Annotated in this window: 13 protein-coding genes; 4 read left to right on the top strand and 9 right to left on the bottom strand. The window is 67.1% G+C overall.

Features of this window, described 5'->3' with window-relative positions:
* Window positions 1–19 precede the first annotated feature (19 nt).
* Complete coding sequence (hutC, locus tag ACTIEY_RS20090; protein WP_439520926.1) at window positions 20–724, top strand: histidine utilization repressor; 705 nt, start codon at window positions 20–22, stop codon at window positions 722–724.
* On the opposite strand, the gene ACTIEY_RS20085 is transcribed toward hutC, so the two are convergent.
* From ACTIEY_RS20085 to ACTIEY_RS20075, 3 genes are all read right to left on the bottom strand, one after another.
* Window positions 721–2520: an ATP-binding response regulator gene (locus ACTIEY_RS20085; protein ID WP_439520925.1), complete on the bottom strand. Its 1800-nt coding sequence runs from the start codon at window positions 2518–2520 to the stop codon at window positions 721–723. The genes hutC and ACTIEY_RS20085 overlap by 4 nt on opposite strands.
* A 132-nt stretch (window positions 2521–2652) precedes the next feature.
* Window positions 2653–4443 carry an ATP-binding response regulator gene (locus tag ACTIEY_RS20080; protein ID WP_439520924.1) on the bottom strand — a complete coding sequence of 597 codons (1791 nt, stop codon included), beginning with the start codon at window positions 4441–4443 and terminating at the stop codon, window positions 2653–2655.
* A gap of 76 nt (window positions 4444–4519) precedes the next feature.
* Window positions 4520–5458 carry a LysR family transcriptional regulator gene (locus ACTIEY_RS20075; RefSeq protein ID WP_439520923.1) on the bottom strand — a complete coding sequence of 313 codons (939 nt, stop codon included), beginning with the start codon at window positions 5456–5458 and terminating at the stop codon, window positions 4520–4522.
* Window positions 5459–5597: 139 nt separating this feature from the next.
* Here ACTIEY_RS20075 and ACTIEY_RS20070 point away from each other — a divergent pair, with 139 nt between their 5' ends.
* Window positions 5598–6800 (top strand): Bcr/CflA family efflux MFS transporter, encoded by a 1203-nt coding sequence (locus ACTIEY_RS20070; protein ID WP_439520922.1) that lies wholly within the window; start codon window positions 5598–5600, stop codon window positions 6798–6800.
* A 7-nt stretch (window positions 6801–6807) separates the two neighbouring features.
* Here the strand turns inward: ACTIEY_RS20070 and ACTIEY_RS20065 are convergent, their stop codons facing one another.
* Together ACTIEY_RS20065 and ACTIEY_RS20060 are read right to left on the bottom strand one after the other, a co-directional pair.
* On the bottom strand, window positions 6808–7242 hold the full coding sequence (locus ACTIEY_RS20065; RefSeq protein ID WP_439520921.1) for a hypothetical protein: 435 nt from the start codon (window positions 7240–7242) through the stop codon (window positions 6808–6810).
* A gap of 16 nt (window positions 7243–7258) precedes the next feature.
* The gene (locus tag ACTIEY_RS20060) at window positions 7259–7732 is read right to left on the bottom strand and encodes an acyl-CoA thioesterase (protein ID WP_439520920.1); all 474 of its coding nucleotides are present in this window, start codon (window positions 7730–7732) and stop codon (window positions 7259–7261) included.
* A gap of 184 nt (window positions 7733–7916) precedes the next feature.
* Here ACTIEY_RS20060 and ACTIEY_RS20055 point away from each other — a divergent pair, with 184 nt between their 5' ends.
* Window positions 7917–8444 (top strand): DsrE family protein, encoded by a 528-nt coding sequence (locus ACTIEY_RS20055; protein WP_439520919.1) that lies wholly within the window; start codon window positions 7917–7919, stop codon window positions 8442–8444.
* Window positions 8445–8459: 15 nt separating this feature from the next.
* On the opposite strand, the gene ACTIEY_RS20050 is transcribed toward ACTIEY_RS20055, so the two are convergent.
* Genes ACTIEY_RS20050 through ACTIEY_RS20035 form a run of 4 tightly spaced genes read right to left on the bottom strand, consistent with a single transcriptional unit; the run spans window position 8460 to window position 13456 of the window.
* Window positions 8460–10124, bottom strand: coding sequence for a SulP family inorganic anion transporter (locus ACTIEY_RS20050; RefSeq protein WP_439520918.1), 1665 nt, complete (start codon window positions 10122–10124; stop codon window positions 8460–8462).
* Between the two features lie 31 nt (window positions 10125–10155).
* Entirely contained in the window at window positions 10156–11487 is a 1332-nt protein-coding gene (locus tag ACTIEY_RS20045; protein ID WP_439520917.1) for a sulfatase family protein, read from the bottom strand.
* Between the two features lie 8 nt (window positions 11488–11495).
* Window positions 11496–12461 carry a Bug family tripartite tricarboxylate transporter substrate binding protein gene (locus tag ACTIEY_RS20040; protein WP_439520916.1) on the bottom strand — a complete coding sequence of 322 codons (966 nt, stop codon included), beginning with the start codon at window positions 12459–12461 and terminating at the stop codon, window positions 11496–11498.
* Between the two features lie 29 nt (window positions 12462–12490).
* A complete protein-coding gene (locus ACTIEY_RS20035; RefSeq protein ID WP_439520915.1) occupies window positions 12491–13456 on the bottom strand; it encodes a Bug family tripartite tricarboxylate transporter substrate binding protein in 966 nt (321 codons plus the stop codon).
* A 99-nt stretch (window positions 13457–13555) separates the two neighbouring features.
* Here ACTIEY_RS20035 and ACTIEY_RS20030 point away from each other — a divergent pair, with 99 nt between their 5' ends.
* Window positions 13556–14068 carry a MarR family winged helix-turn-helix transcriptional regulator gene (locus ACTIEY_RS20030; RefSeq protein WP_439520914.1) on the top strand — a complete coding sequence of 171 codons (513 nt, stop codon included), beginning with the start codon at window positions 13556–13558 and terminating at the stop codon, window positions 14066–14068.
* Window positions 14069–14171 lie beyond the last annotated feature (103 nt).

Genomic DNA, 14171 nt, shown 5'->3' with positions numbered 1-14171 from the left:
CATGTGAAAAGGAAGCCCCTTGTCTCGCGTCCACGAACCTGCCTACCAGCGCATCAAGGCCCACGTGCTTGCCCAGATCCACAACGGCATCTGGCAGGAAGGTGACCTCATCCCGGGTGAAGAGGCGCTGGCGCGTGAATTCGGCGTCTCGCGCATGACCGTCAACCGTGCGATTCGCGAACTCAGCGATGAGCAGACCGTGGAACGCATCCAGGGATCGGGCACGTATGTGGCGCAACAGAAATACCAATCCACGCTGGTCGCCATCCGCAACATCGCCGACGAGATCGCCGCCCGCGGACATGTGCACCGCAGCGACCTGCAAAAGCTGGAAAAGGTGAAGGCGCCCGAGGCGCTGGCGCGTCAGTTCCGCGTTCCGCCCGGGCAGGCCCTGTTCCACTCCATCGTGGTGCATTTCGAGAACAACAAGCCGATCCAGGTGGAAGACCGGTACGTCAATCCCGCGGTGGCGCCCGACTACATGCAGCAGGACTTCTCCTGCCTCACGCCCAACGCCTACCTGATGCGCGTGGCGCCGCTGCAGGGCGTGCAGTTCGCCATCGAAGCGCGCCAGCCGGCTGCCGATGTGCGCGAGTTGCTGCACATGTCGCGCGAGGAGCCGTGCCTGGTGCTGCACCGCCAGACGCAATCGCAAGGCCAGGTGGCCGCGGTGGCCACGCTGTGGCACCCGGCCACGCGCTACCAGTTCACCGGCAACTTCTAGTTCGCCGCCAGCATCTCACCCAGCATCTGGCGCAGCCGTGCCGGGCGCAGCGGCTTGTGTTCCAGGCGGATCTGCTGTGCGGCAGCCCGAGCCTGGTGGTGCAGGCCGAGGTCCCCGGTGAGCACCACGGCCGGCATGCGCGTCTCGCCCGCAAACTGGCGCAGCGCTTCGATGGCCCGGAAGCCATCGTCGTCTTCTCCCAGGTGCAGGTCGGAGAGGATCAGTGCCGGCTTCATCTGCTGGTCGGACAGCAGCGCCTGCAACTCGGCGGAGGTGGACGCGGCCACGGGATGGCATCCCCATTCGCGCAGCATCGCGGTCAGCCCTTCCAGGATCACCGGGTCGTTCTCGACGACGGCCACCACACCCGCGAGCGCTGGCTCCAGGTCGGCGCCCGCGACCCCCCGGTCTCTGACCAGCACCGCCGGCCCCAGGTGAATGGAAAACCGGCTTCCCCTGGCCGGTTCCGACTCGACACTCACCCGATGGCCGAGCAGGTCCGAGCAGCGGCTCACGATGCCCAGGCCCAGGCCGATGCCAGTGTCGAAGTGGGGCGAATGGGCGCTGGAGGTCACGTAGTCCCGAAAGATGTCCTCGAGCCGGGACGGTTCGATGCCGGCGCCCGTGTCCTCGACCTGCAACGTCACGCCTTCGGCGCCATCCACCACGCTGATCCGGACGTGACCCTGGTCGGTGTATTTCACGGCGTTGGAGACCAGGTTGAAGAGCATGCGGCGCAGCAGCTGGGGATCGGTTTGGACGGCCAGCGTGGTGAGCTGCACGTGCAGGGCCAGCCCCTTGCGTCGGGCGATGGGACCGAAAATGCGCAGGGCCTCGTCCAGCGTCGGTTGAAGGGGTGCAGGCTGCTTGTCGACCGGAAAGTTGCCGCTGTCCATGCGGGTGAAGTCGAGCAGGTTGGACAGCATCTCGGAGAGCGATTCCACGCAGTCTGTGGCCATCACCAGGCGACGTCGCAGGGCCTGTGGATCCAGCGTGCGCTGGATGATCTCCATGAGCAGACCGAGCGCATGCACCGGCTGCCGGAGATCGTGACTCGCGGCAGCCAGCAGCAGGGTATTGGCCCGCGCCGTCTGCTCCAGCGTGTCGTTCTTCTGGCCGAGCACCCGGGCCAGGTGCGCGTTGCGCAGTTGAAGCTCGAACTTCTCGCGCAGGCCGCGGTGGAACTGGCGCGCCATGCCCACGTAAAGTCCTGCCAGCGAGACCAGGGCCACGGTGGCTGGCACACCCATCTCTCCACCCCACTGCAGCCACGGCAGGATGGCCAGGACCAGAATGGCCACCACGAGAGAGATGAACTGTGCCATCGTCAGCAGGCGCGGCGCGCCTGCCACCACCATCGTCAAGGCCAGCGTCCAGAGAAATCGCATCTCCAAGGGGGCGTCCTCAAAGGGAATCAGGGCGGCAAGCCCCCACGCGGCGCCGAACAGGAAAGCGGTGACGATCATCAACCGGTGCCACTTCCGCAGCCGCGCCTTTCGTTGCTCCACCGTCCACTGCGCGTAAAGGCGGTTCATGCGCGAACGGGCAAGGATGTAGCTGGCAAAGCCACCCGCCCAGAGCGCGCAGACCTGCGGGTCGGCGTAGGGCAGCATGAAACCCAGGAGCACCAGCAGGATGATGCAGTAAGGCACCACGACGCCGCGGGCCCCGTTCATGGACTGGTCGACTTCCATGTACTCGAGTTCCGCTTCCAGTGCTGCGGCGCTGAGGCCGAACTGGGTGGACGCCCGAGCCTCGGGGCCATCGCTGTCGGACACGGCAAGGGTCGGCGTCATGGTGCAGCCAGTCTTCAAAGGCACGAAGTTGCCGCCTGACCAGGCCGGTCTGTTCTTCAGATGATTCCCTGCACGAAATTTAGGCGAAACTGATCTGCAGGAAAAGTGCCGTCAGGCGATTGGCGAGCGCACTCACGAGGTGCTGAGCATCTCGCCCAGCACCGCCCGCAGCCGCGCGGGTTGCAGCGGTTTGTGCTCCATGCGGATGCCGCGAGTCTCGGCGCTCAGGTAGTGCACGCGGTTCACGTCGCCCGTCAGGATCAGCGCGGGAAGACGCGGTTGTTGAGCGCCGTTGCGCAAGATGTTGATGGCGTCGAACCCGCTCGCCTGAACGTCGAGGTGCAGGTCGGACAGGATTAGCTGAGGCGTCAGCCGATCCTGGTCGAGCATGCTCCACACCTCTTCGGCGGTGGCGCCGACAACCGGGAGGCACCCCCAGTCGCTCAGCATCCGGGCCAGTGCCTCCCGAAGCGTGAGGTCGTTCTCAACAACCGCCACCACCGCCCCCAGGCTGTCGCTGGCCGGCTCAAAGGGGGCATCCTCCACGCCTGGCAGCACGGGCATGCCCAGATGGATGGAGAAGCAGCTCCCCTGCCCGATCGACGACACCAACGTGACGTCGATGCCCAGCATGGCCGCACAGCGCCGCACGATGCCAAGGCCCAGTCCGACGCTGGGTCCATGGCCGCAAGACGCGTCCGCCGTGGTCACGTAGTCCTCGAACACGTCGGCACGACGGTCTTCCGAGATGCCGATGCCCTGATCCTCGACGTGCAGGACCACCTTGCCCGCCAGCAACTCCGAGCGGAGCTCGATCGTTCCTTCGATGGAGTATTTCACCGCGTTCGACAGCAGGTTGAAGAGCATGCGGCGCAGCACGTGGGGGTCGGTCCGGACGGCCAGCGACGTGTGGACGATGCGCAAGACCAGCCCTTTGCGGGCAGCGATCGGCGCGAAGACGCGCAACGCCTCCTCCAGCGTCGCCTGCAACAACACGGCCCTTGGAACGACCGGGAAGCGGTCGTTGTCCATCAGGGAGATGTCCATGAGATTGGTGAGCATCTCGGAAAGGGAGTCGACGCAGTCGTTGGCCAGCGAGAGCGGTCGCTCCAGGGATTCCGGCTTGGGCTCGCGCTGCACGATTTCCATCAACAGTCCCAGTGCGTGGACGGGCTGGCGCAGGTCGTGGCTGGCGGCGGCGAGCTGGTGGGTCCGCTCCTGGGCCATCTGCTCAAGCCTCGCGTTGCGACGCTCAAGCTCGGCGGCCAGGTGGGCATTGCGCAACTGCAGTTCGAATTTCTCCCGCAGCCCAAAATGAAACACCTGCGTGAGGACAAGAAACAACGCTGTCATGACGATCAGGACGATCGCCATGGGCGGCCCCAGCCAGTTCCCCCAGACCAGCCATGCGCCGCTGGTCACGATCAGGGGAGGGATGAGCAGCGCAACGAACTGTCGCTGGGTGACCAGCCGCGGAGCCGCCGCCACCACCATGGCCATGATCAGCGTCCAGAGCAACTGGATCTCCACCGGCGAACCCGGGAAGGCGATGAGAACCGCAGCCCCCACGATGGCGCCGAACACCCCCGAACTGGCGGTGATGTCGCGGTGCAACCTTTGAAGATGGGCCTTGCGCTCGTGGGCCTGGAGGCTCGCATAGCGGCGATTCAGCAGCCAGCGCGCAGCAATGCAGATGAGGAAACTGCCGGCCCACAGCAGGCAGGACCACAGGGGCGAGTAGGGCGCCATCAAGGCAAAGAGCAGGCCCGTGAGCACGCAGTAGGGGACGATCACGCCGCGCGCACCCGCCATGGACTGGTCGACCTCCAGATGCTCCAGTTCAAGCTCGAGCGCATCGGCGCTCAAGCCGTAGCGGGACATCGCGCTGCCCCCCGTGTTTTTTTCAGCATCCGTGGGAGACATGGCACGTCTGATTGAACTGGATCGCCCCAATGTAGGGGAAATCGGTTCGTGGCGCTGAGCGTCAGCGACAGAAGGATCAGACGGTTTCGGCGAGCTCTTGCGGACGCGGTGTCGCGCTGAGTGCTGCCCACAGCGCATCGCGCAGGGGCTGAGCTCCCATCGGGTGCGCCGCGCGCTTGCGCACGAGGAGAATTTCCAGCGAGGTCTGCAAGGGCTCGCCTGCGGGCACCAATGTTGTGCAGGCCAGTTCGTTGAGCACACAGTGCTCGGGCAGGATCGCCACACCGCGGCCCGCCACCGCCATGGCCTTCAGGCTTTCGGTGGAATCGGATTCGAAGACGCGGTGGCGATTCAGATCTTGCGCGTGGGTGGAGCTGGCGCGCTCGATCACCGAAGCGAGTTCGGAATTCGAGGCATGGCCCAGGTAGTGCACGGGTGGTCGGCCGGTGCCTGGCCAGACGTGCATGGGTCGCCCTCTGGCATCCGGTCGCGAGCACGGGATCAGTCGGTCGCGTCCCAGGGGCAGGGTGTCGAAACGCGCGGTGTGCAGCGCCTCCGATCCCCGCGCCACGCCGTAGGTGAGCAGCAGGTCGCATTCACCCTCGTCGAGGCGTTGCATCGCCTCGGCGGGATCCAGCGCGGTCAGGCGGGTTTTCGTGCTGCCCAGCGACTTGCTGTTTTCGCACAGCCAGCGTGTAAAGAAGCTGAAGGCCAGCGTGTGGGTGCAGCCGAAGGTCAGCACGTCCTGGCGGGTCTGCGCGCGGGCGCGCAGCGTGGCATGGGTTCGCAGCACCGAGGCCACGATGGCCGGCGATTCTGCACACAGAAGTTCGCCCGCGGCGGTGAGCGTCGGGGGATGGCAACTCCGGTTCACCAGCGCCACGGTGGCCCAGGCTTCCAGCGCCTGGATGCGGCGCGAGAAGGCGGGCTGGGTGACGTGGCGAAGCTCGGCGGCGCGGCTGAAGCTGCGCGTCTGCGCCAGCGTCATGAAATCGATCAACCAGTCCGTCTGCATGGGGCGGCCAGCATATCGGGGCACCCTCCACGCCGGTCGCGGGTTCATCAGCTGCAGGATCGCGTCCCTGAGGCAGGGATTTACGGCCACGCACGGTGCCAGCGCCGCCGGCACGCGTCTGCCAGAATCGCCTGCTCCCATGACGACTTCCACCTCCCTCCCGCAAGCCTCCCACGGCCCTCTCATCGCCAACCTGTTGTGCCAGCTCGCCTTCGGACTGGTGGCCATGACCATCTGCATTCCCTCCATGCAGGAGTGGGGCGCGCAGTTCGGCTCCAGCCAGGCTGCGGTGCAACTCACCTTCAGTGGTTATGTGGCGGCCTACGGGGGCTTCCAGCTGATTTACGGCCCGATGTCGGACCGGCTGGGGCGCAAGAAGATCCTGATGTTCGGCCTGGCGCTGGCCTGCCTGGGCTCGGCGCTGGGTGCACTGGCCACCGACCTCACCCAGCTCACGGCGGCGCGCGTGCTGCAGGGCGCGGGGGCGGCGGCGGGGATGGTGGTGGGGCGCGCCATGGTGCAGGACCTGTTCCACGGCCCCGAGCGCACCCGCGTCATGGCCTGGATCGGCATGGCCATGGGCCTGTGCCCGCCGCTGGCGACCATCGTCGGCGGCCAGTTGCACGTGCAGTGGGGCTGGCAGGCCAATTTCGTGTTCATGACCGTGATCGCGCTCGCCCTGCTGGTGGCCGCCTGGCGCGGCCTGCCGGACCACACGCCGGCCGCCGCCGCGCAACCGCACTGGCTGGGCGTCATGCTGGCGTCGTATGCGCGGCTGGCGCGCGAGCCCGCCTTCCTGCTGTACGTGACCATCCTCGCCATGACCACCGCCACGTTCTATGCGTTCCTGGCGGGCGCGCCCATCGTGCTGGGGAGCTACGGCGTGAGCCCGGACCGCATCGGCTACTACATCATGTGCGTCCCGCTCTCGTACATCGTCGGCAACTACCTCATCACGCACATGGCGCACCGCGCAGGCGACCGCACCATGATGAGGCTGGGCCAGGCGGCCACCGTCAGCGGGCTCTCGCTCATGCTGGTGCTGGGCATCGCCGGCGTGGACACGCCGCTGGCCTTCTCGTTGCCGCTGATCCTGCTGGGGCTGGGCCACGGCCTGCTGGTGCCGGCTGCGCTGGTGGGCACCGTCGGCCTCTTGCCCGCCCTGGCCGGCTCGGCGGCGGCCGTGGCCGGCCTGGCGCAGCAGGTGCTGGGCGCGTTCAGCGGTTATGCGGTCGGCCTGGTGCCGCACGACGGCGCGGTGAATCTGGGCTGGATCATGCTGGGTTTCGCGCTGTGCGCCACGGTCGCCATGCTGGCGCTGCACCGGCGCCGGCTGGCCTGACGCCGGCTCACTGCCATTCCAGGTCGAGCAGCTTCCAGTCGTCGCCCTCGCGTCGCCAGCGCAAGGTGATCGCGTAAGGCGTCACACGCTCGGGAATCAACCCCTGCGCGCCCGAAAGCAGCACTTGCGCCTCGGTCTGGCCCGACAGCGGCGTGGCCGGGTCCACCTGGCTGCGCCGCGTGACCGCCACCACCTTCACCTGCGGAAAGCGCAGGAACATCAGCGTCATGGTTTTCTGAGCCCACTCGCGGTCGAGCTCGGCCTGCGCGCGAAACCGCGTGTGCAGCATGTCCATCACCGCGCTGGTCTTCTTCGCTTCAATGTGGTCCTGCAACTGCTGAACCGCCGCCTCCAGCGAAGCCTGCGGATCGTCCCGGCCGCAGCCCGCCAGGAGAAAGGAGGTGGACAGGGCGAACACGGCGCTTCGGCGGTTGAACGTCATCGGAGGTCCTTGGGTGTCAGCGGATGGCGGCATAGCGTTGCTCCATGTCCTGTCGCATGGCCCGGCGCAGTTCTGCGGCCGCGTGGCGCCGGAGTTCGTCGGGGGTGGACGGCTTCAGCGGAGAAACCGGCGTCGGCTTGCCCTGCGCGTCCACGGCGACCATGGTGAAGAAGCAGCTGTTCACATGGCGTTTGGCCTGCGTGCGGATGTTCTCTGCAATCACCTTGATGCCCACCTCCATCGACGAGGTGCCGGTGTGGTTGACCGAGGCCAGGAACGTGACGAGTTCGCCCACGTGGATGGGCTGGCGGAACATCACCTGGTCCACGCTCAGTGTCACCACGTACGCCGCCGCGTACCGGCTGGCGCAGGCATAAGCCACCTGGTCGAGCAGCTTGAGGATGGTGCCGCCGTGCACATTGCCGGAGAAGTTGGCGGTGTCGGGTGTCATCAGCACCGTCATGCTGAGCTGGTGGTTGGGCAGTTCCATGGGGACCGGTGTCGGGTGGATCGAGGCTCAAGTATGCGTGGAGACACGGCATCCCCGGGTCAGGGCGCTGCGCACCAGAATGGCGCCAACGGCCCTATGGTCAGACAGATCATTCATTGCGAATATCGGCATTAATATTGCTATGCTCTTCGCTCCCTCATCCATCCCTCAATTGGAGAACGTCATGAAACCCCGCCTTCTCGCCCTTGCCGCCGTGGCCCTCATGAGCACCGCCGCGTGGGCCGGCCCACAAGACCCTTCGCCTTTCGACGGCACGAAGTACGCGCCGCAGAAGGCGCTGTACGACTTCAACTTCGCCAAGCCCCTGGAGGGCAAGGCGGCGTTCGGCTACGTCAAGAACCACCTGCGTGCCATCAAGGAATACGGCGACCCGGCCAAGTCGCACATCGTGATCGTGGCGCATGGCAACGAGCTGCACGCCTTCTCGCGCCTGAACCGCGCGGCCTATCCCGACATGTACGAAGAGCTCAAGGCGCTCAAGGATGCGGGCGTCACCATCCGCGTGTGCAGCAACGCGGCGCGTTCGCGCGGCTACAAGCCCGACGAGTTCTACGACGTCATCACCGTGGTGCCCGCGGCCGTGATCGACCTCGCCAAGTGGCAGAACGAGGGCTACAGCTACATGTATGCCGAGATGTTCCCGCGGCTCACGCGCGAGGAACTGGTCAAGCAGACCGTCGAACTGCAGTGATGCCCGGTGGCTGGTTCAGGCCGGCTCGGCCTGGGCCAGCGCGTCGGTGGCACGCAGCGCCTCGGCCTCGGTGCGGTACAGGTGCAGCCGGGGGCTCTCATCCAGGTGCCCGGCGAGCTTGAGCACGTTCTCCACCGGCAGCTTGATGCCCACCAGGTGCAGCTCGATGCGCTGGTCATCGAGTTGCTGGCGCAGCCGGCCGAAGGCTTCCACGCCGGTGGCGTCGATCCAGTTGATGGGGTGGGCGATCAGCATCACGTGGCGGGTGTCGGGATGCGCGGTCACGTGCTCGGCCACGGCGCGTTCGAAGCCGGCGGCGGTGGCGAAATCCAGCGCCGCGTCCATGCGCAGCGCGTAGAGGTGCGGCGCCAGCGGCGGCAGCTTCCACAGGTGGCGATCGCGCAGGCTGCCGTCGCCGTGCAGGCCCACTTCGATGATGCGCGGGTGCAGCCGCAGATAGAGAAAGTGCGAAAGCGCCATGAGCACGCCAGCGATCACGCCCCAGTACAGCCGCGGTGCGGCCAGCACCGTCACAGCGAACGTGATGCCGGCAATCACCGCTTCCACGCGCGAGAGCTTCCAGAGGTGGGTGAACGAGCGCGGCTTGATCAACCCCATCACCGCCACCAGCACGATGGCCGCGAGCACCGCGAGCGGCACGTGGTGCAGCAGCGGCGTGAGCAGCACCAGGGCGAGCAGCACCACGCCGACCGAGAACACGGTGGCCCAACCCGTCTTTGCACCGGCATACAGGTTGAGTGCCGAGCGCGAGAACGACGAACTGGTGGGAAATGCGCCGCTGAAGCCAGAGGCCAGCTTGGCCAGGCCCTGGCCGATCAGGTCCTGGTCCTGGTCCCAGCGCTGGCCGCGCTGGCTGTTGTCCACCTTGGCGCTGGAAGCCGTCTCCAGGAAACTCACCAGCGTGATCACCAGCGTGGGCACGACCAGTTGCCCCAGCGTGGACCAACCGGGCCAGTCCGGCAGGTAGGGCATGGGCAGGCCTTGCGGGAGCGTGCCGATCACCGCGCCGCCGCGCGCCTCGAAACCCACGGCGTAGCTGATGGCGGCACTGCCCACCACCACGGTGAGCACGGTGGGAAACCCGGGGCGCAGGCGCCGCGCAAGCATCAGCACGGCCAGGCTGGCCACGCCGAACAACAAGGCGGGCCAGTACACCTGGGGCTGCGTCAGAAGGGTGTCCCAGGCCTCGAAGCCCAGCAGCGCCGGCAACTGCGACGCGATGATGAGCACCGCGGCCGCCTGCGTGAACGCCATCAACACCGGCGAATTGACGAGGTTGAGCAGCCAGCCGAACCGCGCGAAGCCCAGCACGATCTGGAGCAGGCCGCTGAGCAGCGCCAGCCACACCGCCAACGCGATCCACTGTGCACTGCCCGGCGCGGCCAGGCCGCTGAGCGAGGCGCTCACGAGCAGGCAGGTGAGTGCCGTGGGACCGACAGACAGGCGCGGCGAAGCACTGAACAGCACCGCGATCAGCGCCGGCAGCAGCGAGGCGTAGATGCCCGTGATGAGCGGCATGCCGGCCAGCGCCGCGTAAGCCACGCCCTGCGGAATCACCATCAGCCCCACGGTGAGGCCCGCCATGGCTTCGCCACGCAGCAGCGTCGCGTCGGGGCGGGGCCAGGAGAGGAAAGGAAACAGGCGTTGCAGGCGCGACATGCGCTGATCGTACCGGCAGGCGCCCTTGTGCTCAGCGCTGGGGCATGTCCTTGGCGGAGTAGCCGAGGCTCACGGTGGCATCGGCGGGAATCGGCGGCACGCTCTCGTTCCACGCCAGCCATTGCGCGCGCATGCGCTCCAGCCGCTCAGGCTCCCGACCAGCCAGATTGGCGCGCTCCCGTTCGTCCTTGCCGATGTTGAACAGGTACTCGTGGCCGTCGACCTGCAGGTATTTCCAGTCGCCCTCGCGCAGCGCGCGCTGGCCGCGGTGGTTCATGCGCCAGTAGAGCGGCCGTTCGAAGGTGTGCGCGGGCTCGCGCAGCACCTTGAGCAGGCTCACGCCATCCAGCGGCCAGTCCGGGTTCGCCTGGCCGCCGCCGGCTTCCAGCAGCGTGGCCGACCAGTCCATGGTCATGCAGTGCTGCGTGCTCACCGTGCCCGGCTGGATGGCGGCTGGCCAGTGCGCGATCCACGGCACGCGGATGCCGCCTTCGGTCAGGTCCATCTTGCCGCCCACCAGCGGCCAGCTGTCGGAGAAGCGCTCACCGCCGTTGTCGCTGGTGAACACAACCAGCGTGTTCTCCTCCAGTCCATGGATGCGAAGCGCCGCCATGAGCTTGCCGATGCCTTCGTCCATGTGGTGGATCATGCGGCGGTAGGTGTGGATGTCGCCACCGTGCAGGTGGAACAGGTTCTTCGCCACGTCGCTCGCCACGTGCGCGTCGTCGCGCGTTTCCCACGGCCAGTGCGGCGCGGTGTAGTGCAGGCTGAGCATGAAGGGTGTGCCGGCCTTCGCATCGGCCGCGCGCTGGTGCACGTGGTCCACCGCGCGCTGCGACAGCACGTCGGTGAGGTAGCCCACCTCGTGGTGCTCGTCCTCGTCGATGTAGAGGTCGTGCTCCCCGGTGGAGGTGCAGTGCGTGAAGTAGTCGACCCCGCCAGCCATGATGCCGAAGAACTCGTCGTAGCCCGAGCGGCGCGGCCCGAAGCTGGGCGGGTAGCCCAGGTGCCATTTGCCGATGAGGGCGGTGTGGTAGCCCGCCTTCTTCAACAGCGAAGGCAGCGTCGGCACTTCGGGCGGCAGGCCCAAGGTGGTGCTGCCCTTGCTGCGGCTGTTGATGGGTTCTTCCATGGCGCCGCGCAGCCGGTACTGGTAGCGCATGGTGATGAGCGCAAAACGCGTGGGCGAGCACACCGGCGAGTTCGAGTACCCCTGCGTGAACTTGATGCCGCCTTCGGCCAGGCGGTCGATGTTCGGCGACACCGCGCCGAAGTTCGCCTCGCGCCCGCCGTAGCAGCCGAGGTCGGCGTAGCCCAGGTCGTCGCAGACGATGTAGATAATGTTGGGGCGCTGGGCGGACATGCTCGCGTTCACTCCACCTTCATGCCCGTGGCCTTCACGATCGGGCCATAGCGGTTGTAGAGCGCGTCCATCCGCTGCGTGGCCGCCGGACCCGTGAGGCCTTCGTAGAACAGATCCAGCGTGGCCATGCGCGTTTGCAGATCGGGCCGCTTGAGGGCGTCGACGATCCCCTTCTGCAGCGTCTGCACCACCGCGTCGGGCGTGGCGGCCGGCACCATCACCAGGTACAGCACCTCCTGCTCCAGGCTCTTCAAGCCGGCCTCGGCAACGGTGGGCAGCTCCGGCGCCAGGCGCGAACGCTGGCGGCTGGTCACGGCCAGCGCGGTGATCTTGCCGGTCTGCACGTGCGGCAGCATGCCCGGTGTGGCGAGCACGCCGCCGTCCACCTCGCCCGAGAGCACGGCCGTGACGGCCGGTGTGTTGCCGCGGTAGGGCACGTGCGTGATCTTCGCCTGCGTCGACTCCTTGATCACCTCCACCGCCAGATGACCCGGGCTGCCGCTGCCGGCCGAGCTGAAGTTCAGGCCCTTGCCCTTGGCGGCCTCCACCATGCCCGCGAGGTTCTTGATGCCGGTGCCCGGGTGCACACCCACCAGCAGGCCAGAAGACGCCATCACCACCACCGGCTTAAGGTCGGCGCGCTTGAACGGCATGTTGGGGTAGAGGTGCGGGTTCACCGTGAACGTGGTGTCGATGCCGAACAGCACGGTGTAGCCATCGGGCGCGCTCTTGGCAACATCGGCCGCACCGATGTTGCCGCTAGCGCCGGCCTTGTTCTCCACCACGAAGGGCTGCTTCATGCCTTCCTGAAGCACGGCCGCCACAGAGCGCGCGAGCAGATCGGACGGGCCACCCGCAGGAAAGTTGTTGACGAAGCGCACGGGCTTGGACGGGTAGGCATCCTGTGCAGCGGCGAACGGGACCACGGCGGCGGTGAGCAGGGCGATGGCGATACGGAAAGCGGAGATCTTCATGGAAATGGTCGGTAGGAAAAAGAAAAGGGTCAGGGCTGGTAGCCCGATTTCTGCACCACCGGCGCCCACTGCGCTCGGTAGGCCGCGAGCGCGGTGCGGGTCTGTGCCGGGGTGCTGGCCACCGGGCGCATGCGGGCTTCGTTGAAGCGCTTGACGGTCTGCGGGTCCTGCATCACTTCGCGAATGGCCTGGCCGAGTTGCTCCACGCGCGCAGCGGGCGTGCTGGCCGGGGCGTAGAAGGTGTTCCAGCCGTCGGCGCTCAGGTTCAGGCCGGCTTCGGCAAAGGTGGGAATGCTCGGCGCGAACGGCGAACGTTTCGCGCTCGACACGGCGAGGATGCGGATCTTGCCGGCCTCGTGCTGGGGCAGCAGCGTGTCGAAAGTGTCGAACGCCACCGGCACCTGGCCGCCCATGAGGTCGGTGAGCAGCGGGCCGGAGCCGCGGTAGCCGATCACCTGGGCCTTCACGCCGGCTTTCTCGCCCACCATGAGCCCGAAGAAATGCGGCAGGCTGCCGGTGGCGGGCACGCCGAAGTTGGCTTGCTCGGGGTTGGCGCGCAGCCAGGCCAGCAGGTGGTTGAGTTCACGTACGGGTACGCCAGCGCCCACCGCCACACCGAACTCGTAGGCGTTCGCGAGCGACACCGCCTGGAAATCCTTCTCGGGGTCGTAGCCCGCGTCCTTGAACACCAGCGGTGCCACCACCATCACGGCGGGGTTGGCCATCAGCAGCACGTTCTGGCTCGCCGGTGCGTTGCGCAGTTGCTGGGCAGCCAGGCGCCCACCAGCGCCGGTGCGGTTCTCCACCACCACCGTGGTGCCCAGCTTCGGACCGAGCTTGTCGGCCACCAGCCGCGCCACGCGGTCGGTGGAGCCGCCGGGTGCATACGGCACCACGATGCGCAAGGGGCCTTCCTGCGCGTGGGCGCGCAGCGGCAGCGCGGTGGCGGTCGCCATGGCGGCGGTGAGGGTGATCCACTGTCGGCGTGTCGTCATGGTGTCTCCTTCGAGGGACCGGGGTTTCCCGGTGCAGCCCACCATGCTATGCACGCACAATCAATTGCAGAAATCAATCGTTGCGGGTGTTTTCCCTACATGCCTGAGAAGACCGATCACGACCGGCTCGCGGATCCGCGCCACCAGGCCGATCTGCTGCTTTACCGCCTCTACCGCATCCACGTCACGGCCGGGCGGCTGGTGGTCCACCTTTGCGAGACCGACTACGGCATCACCCGTCGTGAGTGGCGCATCCTGTCCTTTCTCGCCGAGCGCGAAGGGGCCCTGTCATCCCAGCTCGCCGAACACGCCATGCTGGACCGTGCCCGCACTTCGCGCACCCTCACCTCGCTGGCGGCCAAGAAGCTGGTGTCGCGCCAGCCGCGCCCCTCGGACCGGCGCGAGGTGCACGTCTTCCTCACGGAAGAAGGGCGGCGTCTATATGGCGAGATCTATCCGCGCGTGGCCGCCATCAACCGCGAAATCGTTGCCACGCTGAGCGCGTCCGAGCGCGCGGTGCTCGACACCGCAGTCGATACCTTGCAGGCCGAGGCCAGCCGCATGGTGGCGGCCCGACAGGATTTGCCCCCTGCGGTGGACGGCGCGGAGTGACACAGGCGATAATGCAGGCCCTCATCGACGGCATGGCTGGCGCACCTTCAAGGCGCTGGTGGTGCCGGCCCTTGCTGACAGACCCGTTCCAGAGCGGGAACAC

The sequence above is a fragment of the Hydrogenophaga sp. genome (genome assembly GCF_051858985.1).
In the GTDB taxonomy this organism is placed as follows: domain Bacteria; phylum Pseudomonadota; class Gammaproteobacteria; order Burkholderiales; family Burkholderiaceae_C; genus Hydrogenophaga.
Note: the sequence above shows the minus strand (reverse complement) of the source record. Positions and strands in the feature narration are given on the sequence as shown.